This window comes from Micromonospora sp. WMMD1102 (genome assembly GCF_029626265.1).
Taxonomy (GTDB): Bacteria; Actinomycetota; Actinomycetes; order Mycobacteriales; family Micromonosporaceae; genus Plantactinospora.
Genome location: NZ_JARUBN010000001.1, coordinates 3,403,064 through 3,424,285 on the forward strand (window position 1 = coordinate 3,403,064; position 21,222 = coordinate 3,424,285).

15 protein-coding genes and 2 pseudogenes are annotated in these 21,222 nt (G+C 73.3%); 8 read left to right on the plus strand and 9 right to left on the minus strand.

From position 1 onward, the window contains the following. Nucleotides 1–43 precede the first annotated feature (43 nt). The 3 genes from O7626_RS15185 to O7626_RS15195 all read right to left on the minus strand — a co-directional run bounded on the left by O7626_RS15185 (nucleotide 44) and on the right by O7626_RS15195 (nucleotide 5,234). Nucleotides 44–1,669: a GAF domain-containing protein gene (locus tag O7626_RS15185; protein WP_278066172.1), complete on the minus strand. Its 1,626-nt coding sequence runs from the start codon at nucleotides 1,667–1,669 to the stop codon at nucleotides 44–46. A 92-nt stretch (nucleotides 1,670–1,761) separates the two neighbouring features. Beyond that, nucleotides 1,762–2,406, minus strand: coding sequence for a universal stress protein (locus tag O7626_RS15190; RefSeq protein WP_278061808.1), 645 nt, complete (start codon nucleotides 2,404–2,406; stop codon nucleotides 1,762–1,764). Between the two features lie 131 nt (nucleotides 2,407–2,537). Continuing rightward, nucleotides 2,538–5,234, minus strand: a complete 2,697-nt coding sequence (locus tag O7626_RS15195) for a bifunctional GNAT family N-acetyltransferase/acetate--CoA ligase family protein (RefSeq protein WP_278061809.1) — start codon at nucleotides 5,232–5,234, stop codon at nucleotides 2,538–2,540. Between the two features lie 213 nt (nucleotides 5,235–5,447). Between O7626_RS15195 and O7626_RS15200 the strand changes: the two genes are divergently transcribed. Together O7626_RS15200 and O7626_RS15205 are read left to right on the plus strand one after the other, a co-directional pair. Continuing rightward, nucleotides 5,448–6,125: a CBS domain-containing protein gene (locus tag O7626_RS15200; protein WP_278061810.1), complete on the plus strand. Its 678-nt coding sequence runs from the start codon at nucleotides 5,448–5,450 to the stop codon at nucleotides 6,123–6,125. Beyond that, complete coding sequence (locus O7626_RS15205; protein WP_278061811.1) at nucleotides 6,122–7,297, plus strand: acetate kinase; 1,176 nt, start codon at nucleotides 6,122–6,124, stop codon at nucleotides 7,295–7,297. Before O7626_RS15200 ends, O7626_RS15205 begins: the two co-directional genes overlap by 4 nt. A gap of 46 nt (nucleotides 7,298–7,343) precedes the next feature. On the opposite strand, the gene O7626_RS15210 is transcribed toward O7626_RS15205, so the two are convergent. The 3 genes from O7626_RS15210 to O7626_RS15220 form a co-directional block, all read right to left on the minus strand. Next, nucleotides 7,344–9,728 carry a phosphoketolase family protein gene (locus O7626_RS15210; protein WP_278066173.1) on the minus strand — a complete coding sequence of 795 codons (2,385 nt, stop codon included), beginning with the start codon at nucleotides 9,726–9,728 and terminating at the stop codon, nucleotides 7,344–7,346. A 247-nt stretch (nucleotides 9,729–9,975) separates the two neighbouring features. Beyond that, nucleotides 9,976–10,254: a hypothetical protein gene (locus O7626_RS15215; protein ID WP_278061812.1), complete on the minus strand. Its 279-nt coding sequence runs from the start codon at nucleotides 10,252–10,254 to the stop codon at nucleotides 9,976–9,978. Further along, nucleotides 10,244–10,441, minus strand: coding sequence for a hypothetical protein (locus tag O7626_RS15220; RefSeq protein WP_278061813.1), 198 nt, complete (start codon nucleotides 10,439–10,441; stop codon nucleotides 10,244–10,246). Before O7626_RS15220 ends, O7626_RS15215 begins: the two co-directional genes overlap by 11 nt. Before the next feature lie 320 nt (nucleotides 10,442–10,761). On the opposite strand from O7626_RS15220, the pseudogene O7626_RS15225 reads away from it, so the two are divergent. After that, nucleotides 10,762–11,639, plus strand: a pseudogene (locus O7626_RS15225) (helix-turn-helix transcriptional regulator). After that, nucleotides 11,636–11,830: a DUF397 domain-containing protein gene (locus O7626_RS15230; RefSeq protein WP_278061814.1), complete on the plus strand. Its 195-nt coding sequence runs from the start codon at nucleotides 11,636–11,638 to the stop codon at nucleotides 11,828–11,830. The pseudogene O7626_RS15225 and the gene O7626_RS15230 overlap by 4 nt, the downstream one beginning before the upstream one ends. Nucleotides 11,831–11,918: 88 nt before the next feature. Here O7626_RS15230 and O7626_RS15235 read toward each other — a convergent pair whose 3' ends face one another. Beyond that, nucleotides 11,919–12,161 (minus strand): hypothetical protein, encoded by a 243-nt coding sequence (locus O7626_RS15235; protein ID WP_278061815.1) that lies wholly within the window; start codon nucleotides 12,159–12,161, stop codon nucleotides 11,919–11,921. Between the two features lie 283 nt (nucleotides 12,162–12,444). On the opposite strand from O7626_RS15235, the pseudogene O7626_RS15245 reads away from it, so the two are divergent. The 4 genes and pseudogenes from O7626_RS15245 to O7626_RS15260 all read left to right on the plus strand — a co-directional run. Next, nucleotides 12,445–13,800 (plus strand): annotated as a pseudogene (locus O7626_RS15245) (OFA family MFS transporter); the annotation flags it as partial. A gap of 531 nt (nucleotides 13,801–14,331) precedes the next feature. Then, nucleotides 14,332–16,107, plus strand: a complete 1,776-nt coding sequence (locus tag O7626_RS15250; protein WP_278061818.1) for a hypothetical protein — start codon at nucleotides 14,332–14,334, stop codon at nucleotides 16,105–16,107. Then, complete coding sequence (locus O7626_RS15255) at nucleotides 16,104–17,573, plus strand: NADH-quinone oxidoreductase subunit NuoF family protein (protein WP_278061819.1); 1,470 nt, start codon at nucleotides 16,104–16,106, stop codon at nucleotides 17,571–17,573. Before O7626_RS15250 ends, O7626_RS15255 begins: the two co-directional genes overlap by 4 nt. Nucleotides 17,574–17,652: 79 nt before the next feature. Continuing rightward, on the plus strand, nucleotides 17,653–18,519 hold the full coding sequence (locus O7626_RS15260; protein WP_278061820.1) for an inositol monophosphatase: 867 nt from the start codon (nucleotides 17,653–17,655) through the stop codon (nucleotides 18,517–18,519). A gap of 52 nt (nucleotides 18,520–18,571) precedes the next feature. Here the strand turns inward: O7626_RS15260 and O7626_RS15265 are convergent, their stop codons facing one another. Together O7626_RS15265 and O7626_RS15270 are read right to left on the minus strand one after the other, a co-directional pair. After that, the gene (locus tag O7626_RS15265) at nucleotides 18,572–19,243 is read right to left on the minus strand and encodes a class I SAM-dependent methyltransferase (protein WP_278061821.1); all 672 of its coding nucleotides are present in this window, start codon (nucleotides 19,241–19,243) and stop codon (nucleotides 18,572–18,574) included. Between the two features lie 125 nt (nucleotides 19,244–19,368). Next, on the minus strand, nucleotides 19,369–21,060 hold the full coding sequence (locus tag O7626_RS15270; protein ID WP_278061822.1) for a cholesterol oxidase substrate-binding domain-containing protein: 1,692 nt from the start codon (nucleotides 21,058–21,060) through the stop codon (nucleotides 19,369–19,371). Nucleotides 21,061–21,222 lie beyond the last annotated feature (162 nt).

The window sequence follows — 21,222 nt, forward strand, 5'->3', positions numbered from 1 at the left end:
CCGCACCGGCGCCGGGCGGGCGCCGAGCACCGGGACCGGCTGGTCAGTCGCGCAGTGGCACCCGCCAGACCAGGGTGGTGCCGCTCGGCTCGGTCGGGATGATCTCGAAGCTGCCACCGCAGTGCTCGGCGCGTTCCCGGAGGTTGACCAGGCCGCCCCGGGCCCGCGCCGGATCGGTGCCCACCCCGTCGTCGACGACCCGCACGCAGAGGTGGCCGGCGGTCACCTCCACGGTGACCGTCACCCGGGTCGCCCGGGCGTGCCGGACGGCGTTCGAGAGCGCCTCGCCGAGCACCGCCAGCAGGTCGGGGCGGACCCGGTCCGGGACGGCGCTGTCCACCGGCCCGGTCATCTCCAGTCCGGGGCGGAAGCCGAGCGCCTCGGCGGTGCCGGCGACCAGGTCCCGGATCTCGGTACGCAGCGCCGCCGTCATCGGGGTACGCAGTTCGAAGATCGCCCGCCGGATGTCCCGGATGGTGGAGTCGAGGTCGTCGACGGTGGCGTTCAGCCGCTGCCGTACGTCCGGCCGGTTGGCCAGCGGCGCGACGGTCTGCAACTGGAGCCCCGTCGCGAAGAGCCGCTGGATCACCACGTCGTGCAGGTCCCGGGCGATCCGCTCGCGGTCCTCCAGGACCACCAGCAGCTCCCGCTCCTCCTGCGCCCTCGCCCGTTCCAGGGCCAGCGCCGCCTGCCCGGCGAAGGTCGCCAGCAGGGTCCCCTCGACGTCGCTGCCCGCCTGCTCGCCGGCCGGATAGCCGATCACCAGTACGCCGTGCAGCGCGTCGCCGACGATCAGCGGCGAGATCAGCCCTGGACCGGTGCCGACCGCCACCGGCCAGGGCGCCGCCTTGGCGAGGCTCTCCGCCACCGCCTGCCGGCGCCGGGTGACCGGCTCGACGAAGGCCGTGTCGTCGGCGGCGAGTACGGCGCCCTCCAGCTCGTCGGCCGTCCGACCACCGTCGGCGACCTCGACGGTGAACTGTCCGGCGTCCTCGTCGTAGAGCAGCACCAGTGCCACGTCCGCCTCGGCGACCTCACGGGCCCGCCGGGCGATCAGCCGCAGCGCGTCGGTCCGGCGCACCTCGCCGAGCAGCACGCCGGTGATCTCGGCGGCGGCGGCCAGCCAGCGTTCCCGCCGGTGCGCCATGGCGAAGAGGCGGGCGTTCTCGATGATCACACCGGCGGCGGCGGCGAGCGCGACGACGATCTCCTCGTCGTCGTCGGTGAACTCCGCCGCCCCCTGCTTCTCGGCCAGGTAGAGGTTGCCGAAGACCTGGTCCCGGATCCGGATCGGCACGCCGAGGAAACTGTGCATCGGCGGGTGGTTCGGCGGGAAGCCGTACGACTGGGGGTGCCGGGTGATGTCCGGCATCCGTACCGGCCGGGGGTCGGCGATGAGCAGCCCGAGTACGCCCCGGCCGTGCGGCAGGTCACCGATCCGCGCCTGGGTCGCCGGGTCGATGCCGTGCGTGATGAACTCGGTCAACTGCCGGTCGGGGCCGACGACGCCGAGGGCGGCGTACCGGGCGTCGGCCAGCCGGCAGGCCGCCGCGACGATCCGGTCCAGGGTGCTGTGCAGATCGAGGTCGGTGCTGATCCCGACCACGGCGGTCAGCAGCGCCCGCAGCCGTTCCCGGCTGGTGACCACCTCGCCGACCCGGTCCAGCATCTCCTGGAGCAGCTCGTCGAGGCGTACCCGGGACAGTGGTGTGATGCCCAGCGACGGCGGTGGAAATCCCGATCCGAGGGGCCGCGATTCGGTCACCCGGCGATGTTATCGCCGTGCTCGGGTCGCGCGGCAGACCCGCGGACCGGGTTGCCGGCGCTGCCGGAAACCGGCCCGCCACGACCCGGCCCCCGGCCCGCCACGGCCCGGCCCGCCACGGCCCGGCCCGCCACGGCCAGGCCAGGCCCGCCGGGCGCCCGGCGGTGCGGCGTCGGCCGTCCGGCCCGGACCAACAGCACCGGTGCGGCCGGCTGGCCGCGTCCGGCACGCCGGGCCAGCCGGGCCAGCAGCCGGGCGGCGACGCCGGTGCGCCGCTGGAGGCCGGGCGGCCCCGCACCGACGACCACCAGGTCGGCGGTGGCCGCCGCGTGGCACAGCGCGCTGACCGGGTCGGCGAGCACCAGCATCCGCAGTACTTGCGGCGGGCGCCTCGGCACGGCGGTCGCCGCGGCGATCCGGGCCCGCTGCATCGCGACCAGCGCGAGCCGGTCGGCCGGCAGGGTTCCCCGCCGCCGGGCGACCTCGCGGGCCGGATCCGGCCAGGCGGTCACCACCAGCACCGTGCCCGACCGCCGCGCCGCCTCCCGGACGGCCCAGCCCAGCGCCGTCCGGGCACCCGCCGAACCGTCCAGCCCGACCACGATCCGGTACCGCCGCCCGCCCGGCTCCTCGCCGGCCACCTCGGTCCTGCCGCCGGGCGGCGGACACGGTGCCGGGCGTGGCCGGCCGCCGCGCCACCCGCCGGGCGTTGGCTCGGGTCGCCAACTCGGCGCCGGGATCCTGGAGTGCGGCGACCGGCAGCCCGAGGCGCTCATCCGGCGGCCCGGAGTTGCCGCAGGGTCCGGTCGGGTTCGGTGCCCACCGGGGCGAGCCGGAGCTTGGCGTCGACCACCGCCACCCCGTCCGGGCCGACAAGCACCGGATTCAGGTCCAGTTCGGCCACCTCCGGCAGGTCGGCGGCGAGCTGACCGAGCCGGCAGAGCAGGTCCTCGACGGCGCCGGTGTGCACCGGCGGGGCGCCACGGTAGCCGGTGAGCAGGGGCGCGGCCCGCAGCGAGCGCCACATCCGCGCGGCGTCCAGGTCGGTCACCGGGGTCAGCCGCAGCGACCGGTCGCCGAGCAGGTCGGTGTGCACGCCGCCGAGCCCGACCATCACCAGCGAGCCGAACTGCGGGTCGTGCACCACCCCGGCCACCAGTTCGAGCTGGCCGCGCGCCATCGGCTGCACCAGGACCGGACCGGCGGTTCCGGCCTGCCGGCCGGCGCCGGCCACCCTCGGGTACGCCGCCCGCACCTGCTCCGGGCCGGTCAGGTGCAACGCCACCCCGCCCACATCGCTCTTGTGCACCAGGTCCGGATCGGCCGACTTCAGCGCGACCGGGTAGCCGAACCCGTCGGCGGCGGCGACCGCGTCCGTCGCGGATTCCACCCGCAGCGCCGGCACCACCGGGATGCCGTAGCTGCCCAGGATCTCGGCGATCCGGTCGTACGGCTGCCAGCCGGAAGCCGTCGCGAGCGTCTCGCGCACCAGCTCCCGGCCACGTACGGCGGTGCTGGCCCTCGGCGGGACGCTGCCGGTCGGCTGCCGGAGCCAGTCGGCGTACCAGGCAGCGTGGCCGATCGCCCGGACGGCGCGTTCCGGCAGGTCGAAGACGGGGACCCGACGGTCGCCGACGGTGGCCGGCGGTTCGGCGAGGCCGAGTACCACGACCGCGGCGGTCAGTCCCGGCGTCGCGTCCAGCACCGGGGCGACCGCGTGCAGCATGGCCGGCACGTCGTTGGCCCGGGTCGCCGCGACCACCAGCAGCAGCGCGTCGACCTCACCGCTGTCCGCGACCGTGCGGACGGCGTCGGCGAACGCCGCCGGGCTGGCGCCGGCACCGAGGTCGAGCGGGTTGTCGTCGCCGGCCAGCGGCGGCAGCACCACCCGCAGCCGCTCCCGCAGTGCCGGGCCGAGCGAGCCGACCCGCAGTCCGGCCCCGTCGGCGGCGTCGGCGGCCAGTACGTTGACCCCGCCGGCGTTGCCGACGATCCCGAGCCGGTCGCCGGCCGGCAGTGGCTGGCCGGTGAGCAGCCGGGCGGTGTCCATCAGGTCGCCGAGGGTCTCCAGCCGGATCACCCCGGCCTGGGCGAAGAGCGCGTCGACGGTGCTGTCCGGTGCCGCCGCGGCGGCGGTGTGGGACGCCCCGGCCCGCTGCCCGGCCCGGGACCGGCCGCTCTTGACCGCCAGTACCGGCTTGCGCCTGGCGAGCCCGCGGACCAGCCGGGCGAACCGGCGGGGGTTGCCGAACGACTCCAGGTAGAGGGCGACGGCCCGGGTGGCCGGGTCGTCGTACCAGTACGCGATCAGGTCGTTGCCGCTGACGTCGGCCTTGTTGCCGAGCGAGACGAAGCTGGACAGGCCGCAGCCGGCCCGTTCGGCGTGCTCCAGCAGGGCGATGCCGACGGCACCGGACTGCGACGCGACGGCCAGTCCACCGGCCGGCGGCAGTACCGGGGCGAACGCGGCGGCGAGCCGGACCGCCGGGTCGGTGTTCACCACCCCGACACAGTTCGGGCCGACCAGCCGGATCCCGTGCGCGCGGGCCACCTCGACCAGTTCGCGTTGCGCCTCCCGGCCGGCGGCACCGCTCTCGCCGAGGCCGGAACTGAGCACCACTGCCGCGCGTACCCCGGCGGCGGCCGCGTCCCGGATCGTCTCGACCACCGCCGGGGCGGGCACCGCGACGACCGCCAGCTCGACCGGTTCCGGCAGCGCGGACAGGCTCGGGTACGCCGGCAGCCCGCAGACCTCGTTGGCGTTCGGGTTGACCGGGTGGACCGGCCCGATGAAGCCGTACCGGAGCAGGCTGCGCAGCGTCTCGTGCCCGATGCCGCCCGGGGTGCGGCCGGCGCCGACCACTGCCACCGAGCGGGGTGCCAGCAGCGGGCGCAGCGAGGCTCGTTGCGCCACCCGGTCCCGCGCGTCGGCGGCGCCGAGTTCGGCCTCGCTGGGTTCGGTGGGCAGGCCGACGGCGAGCAGCATGTCCTCGGTGCGGGAACCGGCCCGTCCGGTCAGGTCCGCCGCGACCTGGAGCATCGCCGCGTTCGCCGGCAGCACGTCGCCGCGCAGTTCGGTGACGCCGGCCGCGCCGGCCACCGCCCGCAGGTGTTCCAGCAGCAGCGTGCCGATGCCCCGGTGCCGCTGCCCGTCGGCGACGAAGACGGCGAACTCGGCGGAGCCGCCCTCGCCGACCTCGTAGGCGGCGACCCCGGCGAGCTGGCCGGCGGTCTCGGCGAGTACCGCGCCGTGTTCGGCGGGTGCGGCGGGGCGGCAGAGCCGGTCGACCTCGGCGGCGATGGTCCGCTCACCGGGTACGGCGAAGAACCGCATCCGCAGGCTCTCCGGCGAGCTGCGCCGGTACAGCTCGGTCAGCCGGCCCCGGTCCTGCGGGGTGACCGCGCGGATCCGGACGATCCCGCCGTCGATGGCGAGCGCGTCGGCGCCGGGTATGGCCTGGACGAACACCTCGGGTACCCCATTTCGCGTCGGTCCGGTCCCCGGCGGGTCCGCCGGGTCCTGCTCCAGCTACCAGCACACCCGCAGGTGCCCCGCGCGGACAGGGTCGGAGCGCCCGCCGCCGGAGGGCCGGTCGGCCCTGTCCCGGTCGGGGAGGACGGTCCTAGCGTCGGAGACGGATGGGCGTCACGACGACGTCCGGACCGGGCGGAAGGAGAAGTCATGAGACAGTGGCTGGTGCAGGACGTGATGACCACGGACGTCGTCACCGTCGGGGTGGAGACGCCGTACCGGGCGATCGTCGGCCTGCTCGCCGAGCGGGGCGTCAGCGGCGTGCCGGTGGTGGACGAGTCCGGGCGGGTCCAGGGTGTCGTCTCCGAGTCGGACCTGCTGGCCAAGGTGGAGCTTACCGGGCAACCGGAGCCACGGCTCTTCGTCGGCCGACGGCAGCGGGCCGCCCGGACGCACGCGACCGCCTCGGTCGCCGAGCAGTTGATGACCGCGCCGCCGATCACAGTGGTGGGCACCACCACGCTCACGACGGCGGCGAAACTGATGGAGGCGGAGCGGGTGAAGCGACTGCCGGTGGTGGACGAACTCGGCCGGTTGGTCGGCATCGTCTGCCGTGGTGACCTGCTCAGGGTCTATCTGCGGCCGGACGCCGACATCCGGGCCGATGTCGTCGACGACGTGCTGCGCCGGGTGCTCGCCATCGAGGAGGGCGTGATCCGGGTCGCCGTCCAGGACGGCGTGGTCACCCTGGACGGCCGGCTGGACCGGCGCAGCACCGCGCAGATCGCGGTCCGGTTGGCGTACGCGGTGCCGGGTGTGGTCGACGTGACCGACCGGCTGGAGTACGCCTACGACGACGTGCAGGTGACGATCGGCATGATCGCGTGACGGTCCGCCCCTCCCGAGCGGAACCGGCACAGGTGCCGGCGCTCGGTGCCGGTCCGGTCCTGGCGCTCAACGCCGGCTCGTCGTCGTTGAAGTACGCGCTGCTCCGGGACGGCGGTCGGCTGGCCGGCGGCACGGTGGCGCGGATCGGCGAACCCGGCGCACCGGAGGCCGACCACGGCGGCGCGGTCGCCCGGGTGCTCGACGAGCTGGCCCGGCGCCACCCGACGCCGGTCGCGGTCGGCCACCGGATCGTGCACGGCGGCGACCGGTTTCGCCGGCCGACCGTGCTCGACGACGCGGTGGTGGCGCGGATCGAGGAACTCTCCGGGCTGGCGCCGCTGCACAACCCGCCGGGCGTCGCCGTGATCCGGGCCGCCCGGCGGGCGCTGCCCGGCGTGCCCCAGGTGGCCGTCTTCGACACCGCGTTCCACGCCGACATGCCGGCCGAGGCGAGCCGCTACGCGCTGGACACCGAGACGGCCACCCGGTACGGCATCCGCCGGTACGGCTTCCACGGCATCTCGGTCCGGTACGTCGCCGCCGCCGCCGCGACCCTGCTCGACCGCCCGCTGGCCGAACTGCACCTGATCGTGCTGCACCTCGGCAACGGGGCCAGCGCGACGGCGGTGGCCGGTGGGCGTGGCGTCGACACCTCGATGGGGATGACCCCGCTGGAGGGGCTGGTGATGGGGACCCGGACCGGTGACATCGACCCGGCCGTCGCCTTCCACCTGGCCCGCGCCGGCCTTTCCACCGACCGGATCGAGGAGCTTTACCAGCACCGGGGCGGGCTGCTCGGGCTCTGCGGCGACAACGACATGCGTCGTGTCCTGACCCGCGCCGGAGCCGGGGACGAGGCCGCCGAGCACGCCCTGGCGATGTACTGCCACCGGATCCGCAAGTACGTCGGTGCCTACCACGCGGTGCTCGGCCGGCTGGACGCGGTCGTCTTCACCGCCGGTGTCGGTGAGCACAGTCCGGCGGTCCGGGGCCGGGCGCTGGCCGGGCTGGAGCCGCTGGGCATCGTCGTCGACCCGGCCCGTAACGCCGCCGGCCCGCCCGCCCGGGTCGTCTCGGCCGAGGGTGGCCGGGTCGCCGTCTGCGTCGTACCGACCGACGAGGAACGCGGCATCGCCGAGGAGACCGCCGCCGCGCTGCGCCTCGCACACTGAGCGGGCCCGCCGATCCTGTAAAGGTCGGCGGGCCCGTTCGGGAGGTTCAGCCGCGCGGTGCCCAGTCGCCGAGGGACCAGTCCCGTACCTCCGGCATGTCCTCGAGGTGCTCGACCACGTACGCCTCGTGCCGGGCGAGTTGCTGCTCGCACCAGCGGGCCAGTTCGGCGGCGCCCCGGGGCAGTCGCCGGGCGTTGTTGATCGCGTCCAGCACCAGGTGGTAGCGGGAGGTCCGGTTCCGTACCGTCATGTCGAACGGGGTGGTGGTGGTGCCCTGTTCCACGAAGCCGCGTACCCGGAACCGGTCGGCGTCCGGCCGCCCGTGCACGAGCTGGTGGATGGCGCCCGGATAGCCGTGGAAGGCGAAGACCACGTCGACGGTGTCGGTGAACAGTTCGGTGAAGAGGGTCGGGCTCATCCCGTGCGGGTGGTCCTTCGGCCGGACCAGGGTCATCAGGTCGACGACGTTCACCACCCGGACCTTCATCCCGGGCAGCCGTTCCCGGAGGATCTGGGCGGCGGCGACGGTCTCCATGGTGACCACGTCGCCGGCACAGGCGAGCACGATGTCCGGGTCGGTGCTGCCGTCGTCGGTGCCGGCCCACTCCCAGATGCCGGCGCCCTGGGCGCAGTGTGCCATCGCGTCCGCCATCGACAGCCACTGCAACTGCGGCTGCTTGTCGATCACGAGCAGGTTGATGTACGACCGGGACCGCAGGCAGTGGTCGGCGACCGAGAGCAGGCAGTTGGCGTCCGGCGGCAGGTAGATCCGGGCGATGTCGCCGCGCTGGGTCAGCACCACCTGGATCAGCCCGGGACCCTGGTGTGAGAAGCCGTTGTGGTCGTTGCGCCAGGCGGTCGAGGTGAGCAGGATGTTCAGGCTGGGCACCTTGGCCCGCCACGGCAGGTGCCGGGCCTCCTGCAACCACTTGCCGTGCTGCACGGTCTGCGACGCGCTGACCATCGCGAACGCCTCGTAGGTGGCGAACATGCCGTGCCGGCCGGTCAGCGTGTATCCCTCCAGCCAGCCGTGGCAGTTGTGCTCGGAGAGTACCTCCATCACCCGGCCGTCGCGGCCGATCGCCACGTCGGCGTCGGTGACCTGTTCCATGAAGGCCCGGTCGGAGACCTCGAAGACGGCGCCGAGCCGGTTGCTGTTGGTCTCGTCCGGGCAGAACAGCCGGAACGTGTCGGGGTTGCGCCGGTAGACGTCCCGGAGGAGTTCGCCGAGCCGGCGGGTCGACTCGACCCGCAGCTTCGCCGGGGTCGGCACGTCGACCGCGTAGTCGCGGTAATCCGGCAGGTCCAGGTCGCGGGTGAGCAGCCCGCCGTTGGCGTGCGGCGACGCGCTCATCCGCAGGTCGCCCCGGGGTGGCAGGTCCCGCACGGTCTCGACGGGGGCGCCGGCACCGTCGAAGAGTTCCGCCGGCCGGTACGACCGCAGCCAGCTCTCCAGGATCGCCAGGTGCTCCGGGTTGTCCCGTACCCCGGAGAGCGGCACCTGGTGGGACCGCCAGCTGCCGGTGACCTTCACCCCGTCGACCTCCTCGGGGCCGGTCCAGCCCTTCGGTGACCGCAGGATGACCAGGGGCCAGCGTGGCCGGCTGCCGTCCCAGTCGCCGTCCCGGGCGGCCTGCTGGATGGCCCGAATCCGCCCCCACGCCTGCGCGAGGGTCGCCGCGAACCGGTGGTGCGAGCCGGGCAGGTCGGCGCAGTCGACCTCGAGCACGTCGTAGCCGTGCCCCTCGAAGAGTGCCCGGACCTCGGCCGGGTCCTTCCGGGCCAGCACGGTCGGGCCGGCGATCTTGGCGCCGTTGAGGTGCAGGATCGGCAGCACCGCGCCGTCCCGGGTCGGGTTGAGGAAGGAGATGCCCTTCCAGGAGCCCTCCAGCGGGCCGGTCTCCGCCTCGCCGTCCCCGACGACGGCGACGGCGAGCAGGTCGGGGTTGTCCATCACGGCGCCGAAGGCGTGCACCAGCACGTACCCGAGTTCGCCGCCCTCGTGGATCGAGCCCGGGGTGGTCACCGAGACGTGGCTCGGGATGCCGCCGGGGCTGGAGAACTGCCGGAAGAGCCGGAGCATCCCGGCCTCGTCCTGGCCGACGTCCGGATAGATCTCGCTGTAGGTGCCCTCCAGGTAGCCCGCCGCGACCAGCGCCGGCCCGCCGTGCCCCGGCCCGGCCAGATAGATCGCCTGCTGTCCGGTGAGCCGGATCAGCCGGGAGACGTGTGCGTAGATGAGCGACAGGCCGGGGCTGGTCCCCCAGTGCCCGAGCAGCCGTGGCTTGATGTGCTCCGGCGTGAGCGGCTCCCGCAGCAGCGGGTTGCCCCGCAGGTAGATCTGCCCGACCGTCAGGTAGTTGTTAGCCCGCCACCATGCGTCGAGCCGGGCGAGTTCGGACTCGTCCGGAGTCGCGAGGGTGTGCAGGATCGCGGCGTCGTCCGCCGTCCCGATCTGGTCCTTCGTGTCCGTTGCCACGCTCAACCCTTCCGCAGGCGTATGTCGTCGGTGGGCGGGCCACCCACGGGTCCGGTACCGGATCCGCAGCGGTTTCCGGCCGCCTCCCCCACGGTATGACCGGTGGCGCCCCGGGGTGACCGGGACGAGGTCCGTCCCGCCCGGGACCTTCGACCCGTTGACCCGCCCGGAGGCCCTGTTCCCGGCAGACGGCGGTTCCTCATTCCCGACCCGGCCCCGGCCGTTCCGGCAGGCTCTCCCGAAGTGCCCGTACCCGGCACAGATAGAAGTACTCCGGCCCCTCGGTGCCGTCGTGCCGCTGTGCCCGCGCCCGCAGGTGCACCCCTTCCAGGGCCAGCAGGTCGGCGTTCGCCGGGACGGCCGTGACCCTGATCCGGATGTCGCCGCGACCGTAGCAGTAGTCCGCCTGGCGCAGTGTGAACACGTCGCCGACCCGGACGACGGGCCAGCGGGCCGGCGGGCGCCGCTCAGCCTCCATGGTCGGCGTTCCGGGGCCGGATCTGGCACCGTTCGGGCCGGACGTAGTGCCAGGTGTCCCGGACGGCTTCCACCCCGTCGGCGTCCAGGACGTAGCCGCGCAGTAGCAGCCAGTCCCGGCCGTCGTCGATTTTCGGCGGTACGACGGTGACCCGTAACCGGAGATCGCCGACGACCGGGGGTTGCACGTGGTGGCAGTAGTGCTGTCCCTCCGGACACCACAATTGATCGCCTTCGGCTATCTTCCTGCGGTCCCTGTCCGGCCTGCCCCCGATGCTGCGCAGGTTGAGCATGCTTTCCCTCCGACGTCTCGCGAAAAGGTACGGGGCGGCGCGCGCTTGCAGGCCATAGTGGACGAGTATTGACCGGCGTGCAATATTCCAGAGCAGAAAGTCAGCCACATATCTTGCTTTCCGAACGCCGCACCGATAAGGGTTCCAAAGCGGCGGGTACAACCATTCCAGAAGTGCCGTCCGGCAGGCCCGACAGGGAAGGAACGAATCCGATCATGACGAGCGAGCAAGGGTCGACGGTCCCCCGCCGACAGCTTGGCGATATCTGCGCAGGGCCCGCGAGGACGCCGGCATCACCCGGGAGGCGGCCGCCCGGGAACTCGAGTGGTCGGTGCAGAAGTTGTGGCGGATCGAGAATGGCGCCACGTCGTTACGGGCGATCGACGCCCGCAACATGAGCGAGCTGTACAGGGTGAGCCGCGAACTGACCGAGGAACTGATGACACTCGCCCGGGAAACGAAGGCCAAGGGCTGGTGGCACGCGTACGGTGGCGCCATCGCACCCTTCTTCGAGCTGTACGTCGGCCTGGAGAGCGCCGCCGAACGCATCCGCAGCTACGAAGCCGAACTGATCCCCGGCCTGTTGCAGACCGAGGAGTACACCCGCGAGGTCGTCCGGGTATTCGGGGCGCACAGGTCGGCGGAGGAGAGGGAGCAACGGGTTGCGATCAAGCTCGAACGACAGCATCTGCTGCGCCGCCGGCTTCCCCCACCGCCCGACCTACGGGTGATCCTGAACGAGGCGGCACTGCGCCGCCCACTGGCCGAAGCCAAAGCGATGGCCCACCAGCTCCACCACCTGGTCAACGTCTCCACGGAGCTGCCGAACGTAAGCGTCCGGGTCCTGCCCTTCAGCGCCGGGTTGCATCCGGCCGGAGCCGGAGCGTTCCTCATCTTCGACTTCGACCAAGGCAGGACCCACCCGGAACCCTCCACTGTCTACAGCGAGGGCGCCACCGGCGCCATCTATCTCGACAAGCCATCGGAAGTCGCCACCTACGAGCGGATCTGGGCGGGTCTGGACGAGGCTGCTCTGGACACGGGACAATCGCATCGACTGATCACTGCCCTTGCCGAGGAGTACGAGTCATGAGCGATCTTCCCGCTCCGCTGTGGCGCAAGAGCAGCCGTAGTACCGCCGACGGCAACTGCGTGGAGGTCGCCGACAATCTTGTCGGAGTGGTGGCCGTTCGGGACAGCAAGGACCGGGACGGCGCGACCCTGGTCTTCGCGCCGTCGGCGTGGTGCGCGTTCGTCGCCGCAGCACGTCGACCCACCGGATAGCACGTCTCCCCCGCACCACCACCACTGCGACGGCGTCGCCATGATCCGGTAGCGTCCGGCCTGCCCGAACAGGCCGAACGCTACGGGATCATCGGAACCGAGGGCCCAGGCGCGGGTGGTCGTCGGCGTTGGCCGACGGAAGTACACGCTGCTCCTGGACCTCGATCTCCTGCCGCCAGCGATGCGCACCGGGATTCCACGCCTCGTCGATCGGGCCCATCACCTGCGCGCCGACGCCGCTGCGTCGAACGTGCCGGGCCAGCCAGGCGAACCCGGTCAGCAGCACGCCGAGCCCGCCGCCGACGATAAGCATCCCCAGCAGCGTGTCCACGGCTGCCAGCCTATTCGAAATGCCCACGCCCGCGCCCAACCCCAGCCGTGCCACGCGTCGATGCTGCGGCGATACGTCGACTGCGTACGATATGCGAACTACCGCTCGGCTCAGGTGGTCGACCGTCCGGCGCTGCGTCGAGCAGCCATTGATCAAGATGGCGCTTTCCCAGGCATAGGTTCCGTCCGAGATCCGAAGCCACTACGCCTGGCGTCGACGCGGGACGCCGATCCGTGACACCGCGCCACGCCTCGCCCCCGCCCAAGCGAGGTACGTCGTGCCACTGCTCTCCGCACTCGACCACCGCCACACCGTCGCACCACCCGGCTACAGCCGCTGGCTGATACCGCCCGCCGCACTCTCCGTGCACCTGTGCATCGGCCAGGCGTACGCGACGAGTGTCTACAAGAACTCCCTGATCGCGCACTTCGACGCGAGCCAGACCGCGATCGGGATCATCTTCAGCATCGCCATCGTGATGCTCGGCCTCTCGGCCGCGCTCGGCGGCACCTGGGTCGAGTCGAACGGGCCGCGCTAGGCGATGTTCGTCTCGGCCTGCTTCTGGGCCACCGGCTTCCTGGTCGGCGCGCTGGGCATCGCGACCGGGCAGCTCTGGCTGGTCTACCTCGGCTACGGCGTGCTCGGCGGCATCGGTCTCGGCATCGGGTACATCTCGCCGGTCTCCACGCTGATCAAGTGGTTCCCGGACCGTCCCGGGCTGGCCACCGGCCTGGCCATCATGGGTTTCGGCGGCGGCGCGATGCTGGCCAGCCCGCTCTCCCGGCAACTGCTCTCGTTCTACGACCCGAACTACGACCCGGGCAACTCCGGCTCGGTCGCCTCCGGCGGCGCCCTGGTCGGGCTCTTCGTCACCCTCGGTCTCGGCTACTTCGCCATCATGATGTTCGGGGTGGTCAACGTCCGGGTGCCGGCGCCGGGTTGGCGTCCCGCCGGCTTCGACCCGGGTACGGTGGCCGCCAGGCCACTGGTGACCACGGCGAACGTCTCGGCGTCGAACGCGATCCGCACCCGCTCGTTCTGGTTGCTCTGGATCGTGCTGTTCTGCAACGTCACCGCCGGGATCGGCATCCTGGAACAGGCCAGCCCGATGATCCAGGACTTCTTCCGGGACGGCGGCACGTCGAGCGTCACCATCGCGGCGGCCGGCGGCTTCGTCGGGCTGCTGTCGCTGTTCAACATGGCCGGCCGGTTCGTCTGGTCGTCCACTTCGGACGTCATCGGGCGACGGCCGATCTACCTGGTCTACCTCGGTGTCGGCATGGTGCTGTACGCCCTGCTCGCCGTCGTCGGCTCCACCGCCACCGCCCTGTTCGTCCTGCTGGCCTGCGTCATCCTCTCCTTCTACGGCGGCGGCTTCGCCACCGTGCCGGCGTACCTGCGGGACCTCTTCGGCACCTACCAGGTCGGGGCGATCCACGGACGGCTGCTGACCGCCTGGTCGGCGGCGGGGATCGCCGGCCCGCTGATCGTCAACGGCTTCCTGGACGCACAGGGCAAGCCGGGCACCCTCACCGCCTCCGCGTACCAGCCGGCCCTGTTCACCATGGTCGGCGTACTGGCGGTCGGATTCGTGGCGAACCTGCTGATCCGGCCGGTGCCGACGGACTTCCACGAGCCGGTCCGGACCGCAGCGCCGGCCACCCCGAGCCCGGACGCCACGCAGGGTGCCCGGACCGCCACGACCGATCACGGTACGGCGGCCGGGCCGACCGGTACGCCGGAGGACCGGCACCCGACGAGCGGGCAACCGGACGGCCGGTCCGGCCGATTGTGGATCTCCTGGCTGCTGGTCGCCGTACTCCTCGGGTACGGGGTTGTACAGACTGTAATCACGGCGGCGAAACTCTTCACCGGTTGACCCGGATTGCCCGCCCCCCGGGGGCAGCCAACTCCACCGATCGTGAAACATAATCGGCAGGGGACTCATCCCCCCGGCCCGTTTTCCCGTACCTGATGGGGGTCGGACCGCCGTCGAGCGACGCGCGGCGGTACGACTCCGCCCAAAGTGGCGCTCTCGGGACGGGGCACAATAGGCGGCCGTGCCCGTCGCGAGACGGGTGGCAGGCGGGGCGTGGTGGTGGGCGCGCCGAGGCGGAAGATCGAGGAGCAGATGGCCCGGACGAGACAGATTCAGCGTGCCAGCGTCCCCATGAGCTTCACCAGCCGGGGCAGCACACCGAAGCCCGGCGGGGCGGTCGCGGTGATCGTCGTGTCGGTGCTGGCGGCGGTCTGGGCGGCGGCGATGCTGAGCCCGATCGGCGGGCTGATCAACGCCTACATGTTCGTCTACATGACGTTCTTCGCCGGGCCGGCCACCCTGGTCTCGCTGAGCCTGACCGTGATGATCGGGCTGGTGGCGACCGACCGGATCGTCCTGCTGATCCGGCACCGGGTACTCCTCCAGTCCGCCCACCGGTCGCTCGGCATCATCGCCGTCTTCTGCCTGGTGCTGCACGTGCTGACGAAGATCTCGGCCGGGCACATCAGCCCGGGCAAGGCGCTGCTGCCCTTCGTCAGCGGCGCCAGCGTCTACGTCGGGCTCGGCACCGTGGCCGGGGCGATGATGGTGATGGTGCTCTGGACCGGTCTGGTCCGGGCCCGGTTCGCCGGAGTCGGCAAGCCCTGGCTGTGGCGGACCCTGCACAGCATCTCGTACGCCGCCTGGCCGATCGCGCTGGTGCACGGGCTCCAGGCCGGCCGGGCCGCCGCCACCTGGGTCACCCTCAGCTATCTGCTCTGCATGGCCATCGTGCTGGCGCTGCTGGGTATCCGGCTCTCGGTCACCCTGAACCGCAAGCGGGCGGAGCAGGGCGTCAGCGGCTCGCTCTCCCCCGGCACCCGCCCCGGCAAGCCGGGCCGCTCGGGCAAGCCGGGCGCGGCCGGCCGGACCAACTCGATGGCGCCGGCCAAGCGCCGGACCGCCGACGAGATCCGGGCCAGCCGGGCCAACTCCCCGGCCCGGGACGCCGGCCGGAGCCGGCGCAGGCGGTGGGAGGACGACACCCTCGGCGGCGGCAGCCGACGTGGCGGCCGGGGCAACCGGTGGGACGACTCCGACACCCTCGGCGGGCGGCGCGGCGAGACCAGGTCGCCCCGGGCCAGCCGGGACGACCGGGACGGGTACGGCGGCCGGATGGACGACACCCAGGGCGGTGGCCGGCGCCGCAAGGAGAGCCTCACCGACCTGCGCGGCGGTTCGGAGGCGGCGATCGACGCCTGGGCCCGGGCCGGCGAACTCGACAGCACGTACGCGCCCCGCGGCCGGTCCGACCGGTTCGCCGTACCCGAGGTGCCGCCGCCCGGCACCATGTCCGGGGGTGCGGACCCCGACGACATGCCAAGGGACGCCGAACTGCCCTGGGACAGCCCCCGGCGCTGGGGCGCCGACGGCGACGAGGACCGGTGGGATCGTCGGCGCGGCGACGCGGACGACTCGACGTACGGCCGGCCGCGCGCCTGGGACGACACGTCCGGCGGCGCCGACCGCGACGAGCCGGGCACGGGCCGGCGGTCGCGACGGGACAGGGACAGCACGGACGGGTCGGGCCGGCGGTCGTGGCGGGAGCCCGCCGACGAGCCGACCTCGACCGGCGGCACCACCCGGGCCGGCCGGCGGCGGGCCGCCGACGAGGAACCGACCGAGCGTTCCGGCCGGCACAGCCGGGCCCGGGGCGGCGGCGCCGACGAGGCCGAGGAGAGCATCGCGGAGTGGGGCCGGGCCGCCCGGTACGAGCCCAACCTCGTCCCCGGAGCGGACGACGACGACGATGACGACGGCGGCAAGCCCGCCCTGATCGACCTCGCCACCCGCCGGTCCCGCAGGTCCGACGAGCCGTCCGGCCGCTCCTCCCGGCGGCGGGACGACTCCGACGACCCGTCCGACGATGGCGCCTACTGGACCAGTCTGAAAGGTGAAGCGCGGTGAGCCTGACCGCCGTACCCCCGGTCGCCTGCTTCGGCGAGCCCCGGCTCACCGCCGGATTCGACGAGTTCGGCCGGCTCGACCTGACCGCGCACGAGATGGTGCACGGTGCCGTCAACCCGCTCTCCCCCAAGGGCCTGCTCCGGCTGGTCGAGGGGATCGAACTCAAGGGCAAGGGCGGCGCCGGCTTCCCGTTCGGCCGCAAGTTCCGGGCCGTGCTGGAGTCGGCGGACCGGCAGGATCTGCCGACCGTCGTGGTGGTGAACGCGACCGAGGGCGAGCCCGGCGCCTGGAAGGACAAGGCGCTGCTCACCCGCGCGCCGCACCTGATCCTCGACGGGGCCGCGATCGCCGCCTACGCGCTGGACGCCGACGAGATCGTCATCGGGGTCGCCGACGACGGGATCGGCCAGGCGTCCCTGACCGCCGCGCTGGCCGAGCGCCGGATGCCGGTACGCACCGGAATCGTCACCGTGCCGCACCGGTTCATCTCCGGTGAGGGTGGCGCACTGGTGCGCGGCATCAACGGCGAGGCGCACATCCCGCCGGGGCGCAAGGTGCGGGCCAGCGACACCGGGGTGGGCGGCCTGCCGACGCTGCTCTCCAACGCCGAGACGTACGCCCAGCTCGCCCTCGCCGCCCGACTCGGCCCGTACGAGTACGGCACCGTCGGTACCGCCGACGAACCCGGCACCGTGCTGCTCACCGTCACCGGGGCGGCGGGCCGGCCGGCCGTCGTGGAGTGCCCGACCGGCATCCCGTTGAAGGACGTACTCGAACTCTGCGAGACGCCGGAGGGGCCGGGCGTGCTCACCGGCGGCTACCACGGCAAGTGGATCAGCGCGGAGGGCGCCGCCACCGCCGAGGTGTCCCGGGCCGGGTTCGCCAAGGTCGGCGGCGCGCTCGGCGCCGGCATCATCATGCCGCTCAGTGCCGAGGTGTGCCCGCTCGGCGAGGCCGCCCAGGTCGTCACCTACCTGGCCGGTGAGTCGGCCGGGCAGTGCGGGCCGTGCCGGCTCGGCCTGCCGGACCTGGCCCGGTCCCTGGACCTGATCGTCGGTGGCAGCGCCGCCGCCGAGGTGGTCCGGGCGGCGGCCGGTGCGGTGAAGGGCCGGGGCGCGTGCAGCCACCCGGACGGTACGGCGCGGTTCGCCACCTCGGCCCTGGAGATCTTCACCGAGGACCTGGAGGCGCACGCCGCCCGGGGCACCTGCGGCAGGAAGGTGAAGGGCGTCCTCGGGTTGCCGAACGCGGCCGACGCCCCCACCTCCAAGCTGGTGGTGGACTGGTCCCGCTGCGACGGGCACGGGCTCTGCGCCAGCGTGGCGCCGGAGTTCGTCCGGCTGGACTCCAACGGCTTCCCGTCGTTCCCGTCCACCCCGGTGCCTACCTGGCTGGAGGGTGGTGTCCGCAAGGCGGTCCGGATGTGCCCGGCCCTGGCCCTGCGGATGACCCCGGTCAACAACTGAGCCGACGCCAGGCACCGCCCCCGGACCGGTAGCCGCCCCCGCCCGCCTCCCCCGGTGGTCGCGGCGGGAGGATGGGCCGGTGGACGACGATCTTCTTCTTGCCCGGCGGGCCACGCTGGCCGGTGCCGCCGTCGGACTCGGGTACTTCGCCGACCTTGGCCGGCTCGACCGGGAGCGGAAGCCGGACGGCAGCGTGGTGACCGAGGCGGACCGGGCCGTCGAGGCGACCATCCGGGAGGTGCTCGCCGAGGCCCGGCCCGACGACGCGATCCTCGGTGAGGAGGTCGGGCAGATCGGCAGCGGCGGCCGGCGCTGGATCGTCGACCCGATCGACGGTACGGCCCAGTTCGTCGCCGGGGACGACCGCTGGCTGGTGCTGGTCGCCCTGGAGGAGGCGGGCGAGATCGTCGTCGGGGTGGCAGCGGTGCCGGCACAGCGGACGATCTGGTGGGCCCGGCGCGGCGGTGGCGCCTACCAGGCGGAGATCTCCGGTACGGCGGTGACCGGTGAGCGCCTGCTCCGCACCGTCGGCACCCCAGCGGCCACCAGCGGCACCGGGACGGCCGATCTTCCGGCCGGCCTTCCGGCTGGCAGCCGACTCGGGGTGGTGCCGCCGGACGAACAGGTCTATCCGGCCGAACGCGAGATGATCGCCGCGCTCTCGGCGGTCACCACGACGGTTCCGTGGCGCACCCACGCCGCACTGCTGGTGGCCCGGGGCGAGCTGGACCTCGCGGTGCAGACCCGGGGGCAGGTGTGGGACTTCGCCGCCACCTCGCTGATCGTGACCGAGGCGGGTGGCCGGTACAGCGGATTCGACGGGCGGTCCCGGCCGGCCGCCGGACCTTCGCTCTTCGCCCGGACCCCGGCGCTGCACGACGCCGCGCTACGCCGCCTCGCCGGCACCGTCCGCCCCGAACCGCCGCCGACGGGAACAGCCGCCTGAGCCGCACACCTGACTGCGACGCACCGGACCGGCGACGCACCCGACAGCGGGCTCAGCCTGACCGGCGGGCGCGGGCGGCGAGGACGATCGGGGTCGGGCTGCCCCCCTCGGCGAACCGCTCGAAGGTCAGCCCGGCGTCCAGGAACATCTGCAACAGCTCGGACAGCGGCCAGTGGGTCGCGCCGACCTTGTCCCGGATCCCCCGGTCGGTCCAGGACTCCTTGGTCCAGTTGCTGTCCCGGTAGCCGGGGCGGATCAGCACCGCGTTCCGGTCGGTGCGGTCGGCGAAGCCACCGCAGAAGCACGGGTGCACGCCGACGTGCACGAACACCCCGCCAGGCGCGAGCACCCGGGCCGCCTCCCGGAGCACCGCGGCGTATCCGGGCATGTCGGTGTGCACCATCACCGCGACGACCGCCGGCAGTGTGCCGTCGGAGACCGGCAGCCGGCCGGCGTCGGCCCAGACGGTCGGCAGGCGGTCCCGGGCGTACCGGAGCATCCCGGCGGAGAGGTCCACCCCGATCGGACTGCGGCCGAGAGCGCGGACCTGCTCGGCGTAGACGCCGGTGCCGCAGCCGATCTCCAGGCAGGGGCCGTCGCCGGGGCCGAGCAGCAGCCGCAGGGTCCGGGCGACCTCCAACTCGTCCTCGGCGAGGGCCCGCTGGGGCAGGAACTCCGCCTCGTACCAGTCGGCGATCTCGTCGTACGCCGCGCCATCCCGCATCGCTTCCTCCCCCGGTCGGCCGGACGGGTGCCGGTACCCATTCCCGCATCCCGGCCCGACGCGGACCAACCCTGTTCGCCCAGGGCGCAGGACGACCGGGGGGTGGCGGTCGGCGCCGACCGGGATCAGGACGTCGTTGGCAGCAGCACGTCGAGGAAGGCGTTGCTGAACACCCGGTGCGGGTCGTGGCCGTTCAGCTGCTCCACCGCCCGGTCCCAGGTCGGGTCGGGCGCCTGCCGGTAGGAGTCCGGGACGGTCCGGGTCAGCATCGTCGGGTCGGCCCAGGCGGCGGCGTCGGTGTAGCCCCAGCCCTTCGACCACTCGACCCGGCAACCGGCGTACGAGCCGGTGTAGGTGCCGAAGAAGAAGTTCTCCATCTCGCGGTAGAAGGCGTGTGCCCGGGGCGCGGTCGGGAAGGTGAGCACGTCGAACCAGACCACGCAGTCCCACTCCGGGTGGTCTGCCCGGGGCCGGGCCGCCGACAGTGCCGGTGGCTGCGCCCCGGGTACGCCGACATCGGCCGCCCGGTCCACTCCGGCGACCCGGATCTCCACCTGCCCGGTGACCGGGAACTCCCCCCGGGACTGGTACGCGGCCAACTGCCGCTGGTAGAACCGGGCGAACTCGTGCACCACCCGCTGCACCGAGCCCCGGCTGGTGTGCACCGCGTACCCGTTGGCGGTCTCCCGCAGCGTGGTCGGCTTGACGTAGAGCAGCAGGTTCTTCGACGGACCCCAGAGGTCGGTGGCGAGCGTGCCGGTCAGCCCGGCGGCGGCGGTGGTGTACTGCACCTGCCCGAACGTCGGGGTCAGTTCCCAGGCCCCGCCCAGCAGTTGCTCGGCCAGCTCGGAGACCGGCTCGGGCACGTTGTCGGAGAAGACGTAGTTGTACGGCGTGAGCACCGGCCGGGAGGTCAGCGGCCGGGTCGGGCTGACGCTCCAGACCTTCAGCCACGGGTTGTCGGTGAAGGCGAACCAGATCGCCTCGACCCGGCCGGCCGCCGCCACGAAGCTGGTCAGGGTACGCCCGCCGGTGCCCGGTGCGGCGAACAGCTCGGCGGCCGGGATGTCGACCCGGCTGACGCACCGGAGGTTCTGGTTGGCGCCGACCCGCAGCGTGACCTCGGTGACGAAGGTTCGGCCGACGTGGGTGAGCAGCGCCGCGCACTCCGGGTCGGCGCGGTCGAAGGTGCGCAGCACGTACCCGTCGGTCGCCGCGTCCCAGACCACGGCAGTGAGCGAGAGGATCAGGTTGCTCAGCGTCCCGTAGCTGTGTCCGGGTGCCCGGGTCTCGCCGTCGGCCGGCACGCTGGTGCCGTGCCCGTTGATCGCCAGCACCCCGCCGACGCTCAGGTCGCCGGGGGCGGGGGTGTTGGTGACGCCGAGCCCGTGCTCCTCCAGGAACGCCAGGAGGTCGTCCATCGAGGCGCCGGTCTGCACGCGTACCGCCGCCGGTGCGGTGGCGAGCACCGCCATCGAGGTCAGGTGCCGGGTGGTGTCCACCAGGACGGTCCGGTCGGCGGCGCCGTCGGCGGGTACGGTCAGCGGTGCCCAGGTGTGCCGGTAGCCACGGGCCCGCACCCGGTAGCCGTTCCGGTAGGCCCAGTTGGTCACGGCCAGCACGTCGGCCGCGTCGCGCGGGGTGCAGGTCCAGACACCCTCGGCCTGGATCTCCCCGGCCCAGTTCCGGTACGCCTCGCGCCGCACCGGTACCCCGGCCGGAAAGTCCGGCGGTGCCGCCCGCTCCCCCGTCGTCCACAGTGTGCCGACGGCCGTCGCGGCGGACGCCTCGAGGAAGCCACGTCGGGTGAGAGCCATCTCGTTCCCCCTCCAGCTCGGACATGGTCGGCGCCGGCCGCGAGGGGTTCGTTGCCGGCGCGAAATGATCGCGCCATACCCTCGGAACCGTTCGACGGAACGCGATCTGCCGGACAATCGGGTTCGCTGGGCAAACCGACAACACCGGCAAGCGCCGTCAAT

Bases quoted from the DNA above. Each gene is read 5' to 3' on its own strand.
- O7626_RS15185 (WP_278066172.1), bottom strand. From the start codon at position 1,669: ATGCTGGACCGGGTCGGCGAGGTGGTCACCAGCCGGGAACGGCTGCGG.
- O7626_RS15200 (WP_278061810.1), top strand. From the start codon at position 5,448: ATGAGACAGTGGCTGGTGCAGGACGTGATGACCACGGACGTCGTCACC.
- O7626_RS15215 (WP_278061812.1), bottom strand. From the start codon at position 10,254: ATGGAGGCTGAGCGGCGCCCGCCGGCCCGCTGGCCCGTCGTCCGGGTC.
- O7626_RS15230 (WP_278061814.1), top strand. From the start codon at position 11,636: ATGAGCGATCTTCCCGCTCCGCTGTGGCGCAAGAGCAGCCGTAGTACC.
- O7626_RS15250 (WP_278061818.1), top strand. From the start codon at position 14,332: ATGAGCTTCACCAGCCGGGGCAGCACACCGAAGCCCGGCGGGGCGGTC.
- O7626_RS15265 (WP_278061821.1), bottom strand. From the start codon at position 19,243: ATGCGGGATGGCGCGGCGTACGACGAGATCGCCGACTGGTACGAGGCG.
- O7626_RS15270 (WP_278061822.1), bottom strand. From the start codon at position 21,060: ATGGCTCTCACCCGACGTGGCTTCCTCGAGGCGTCCGCCGCGACGGCC.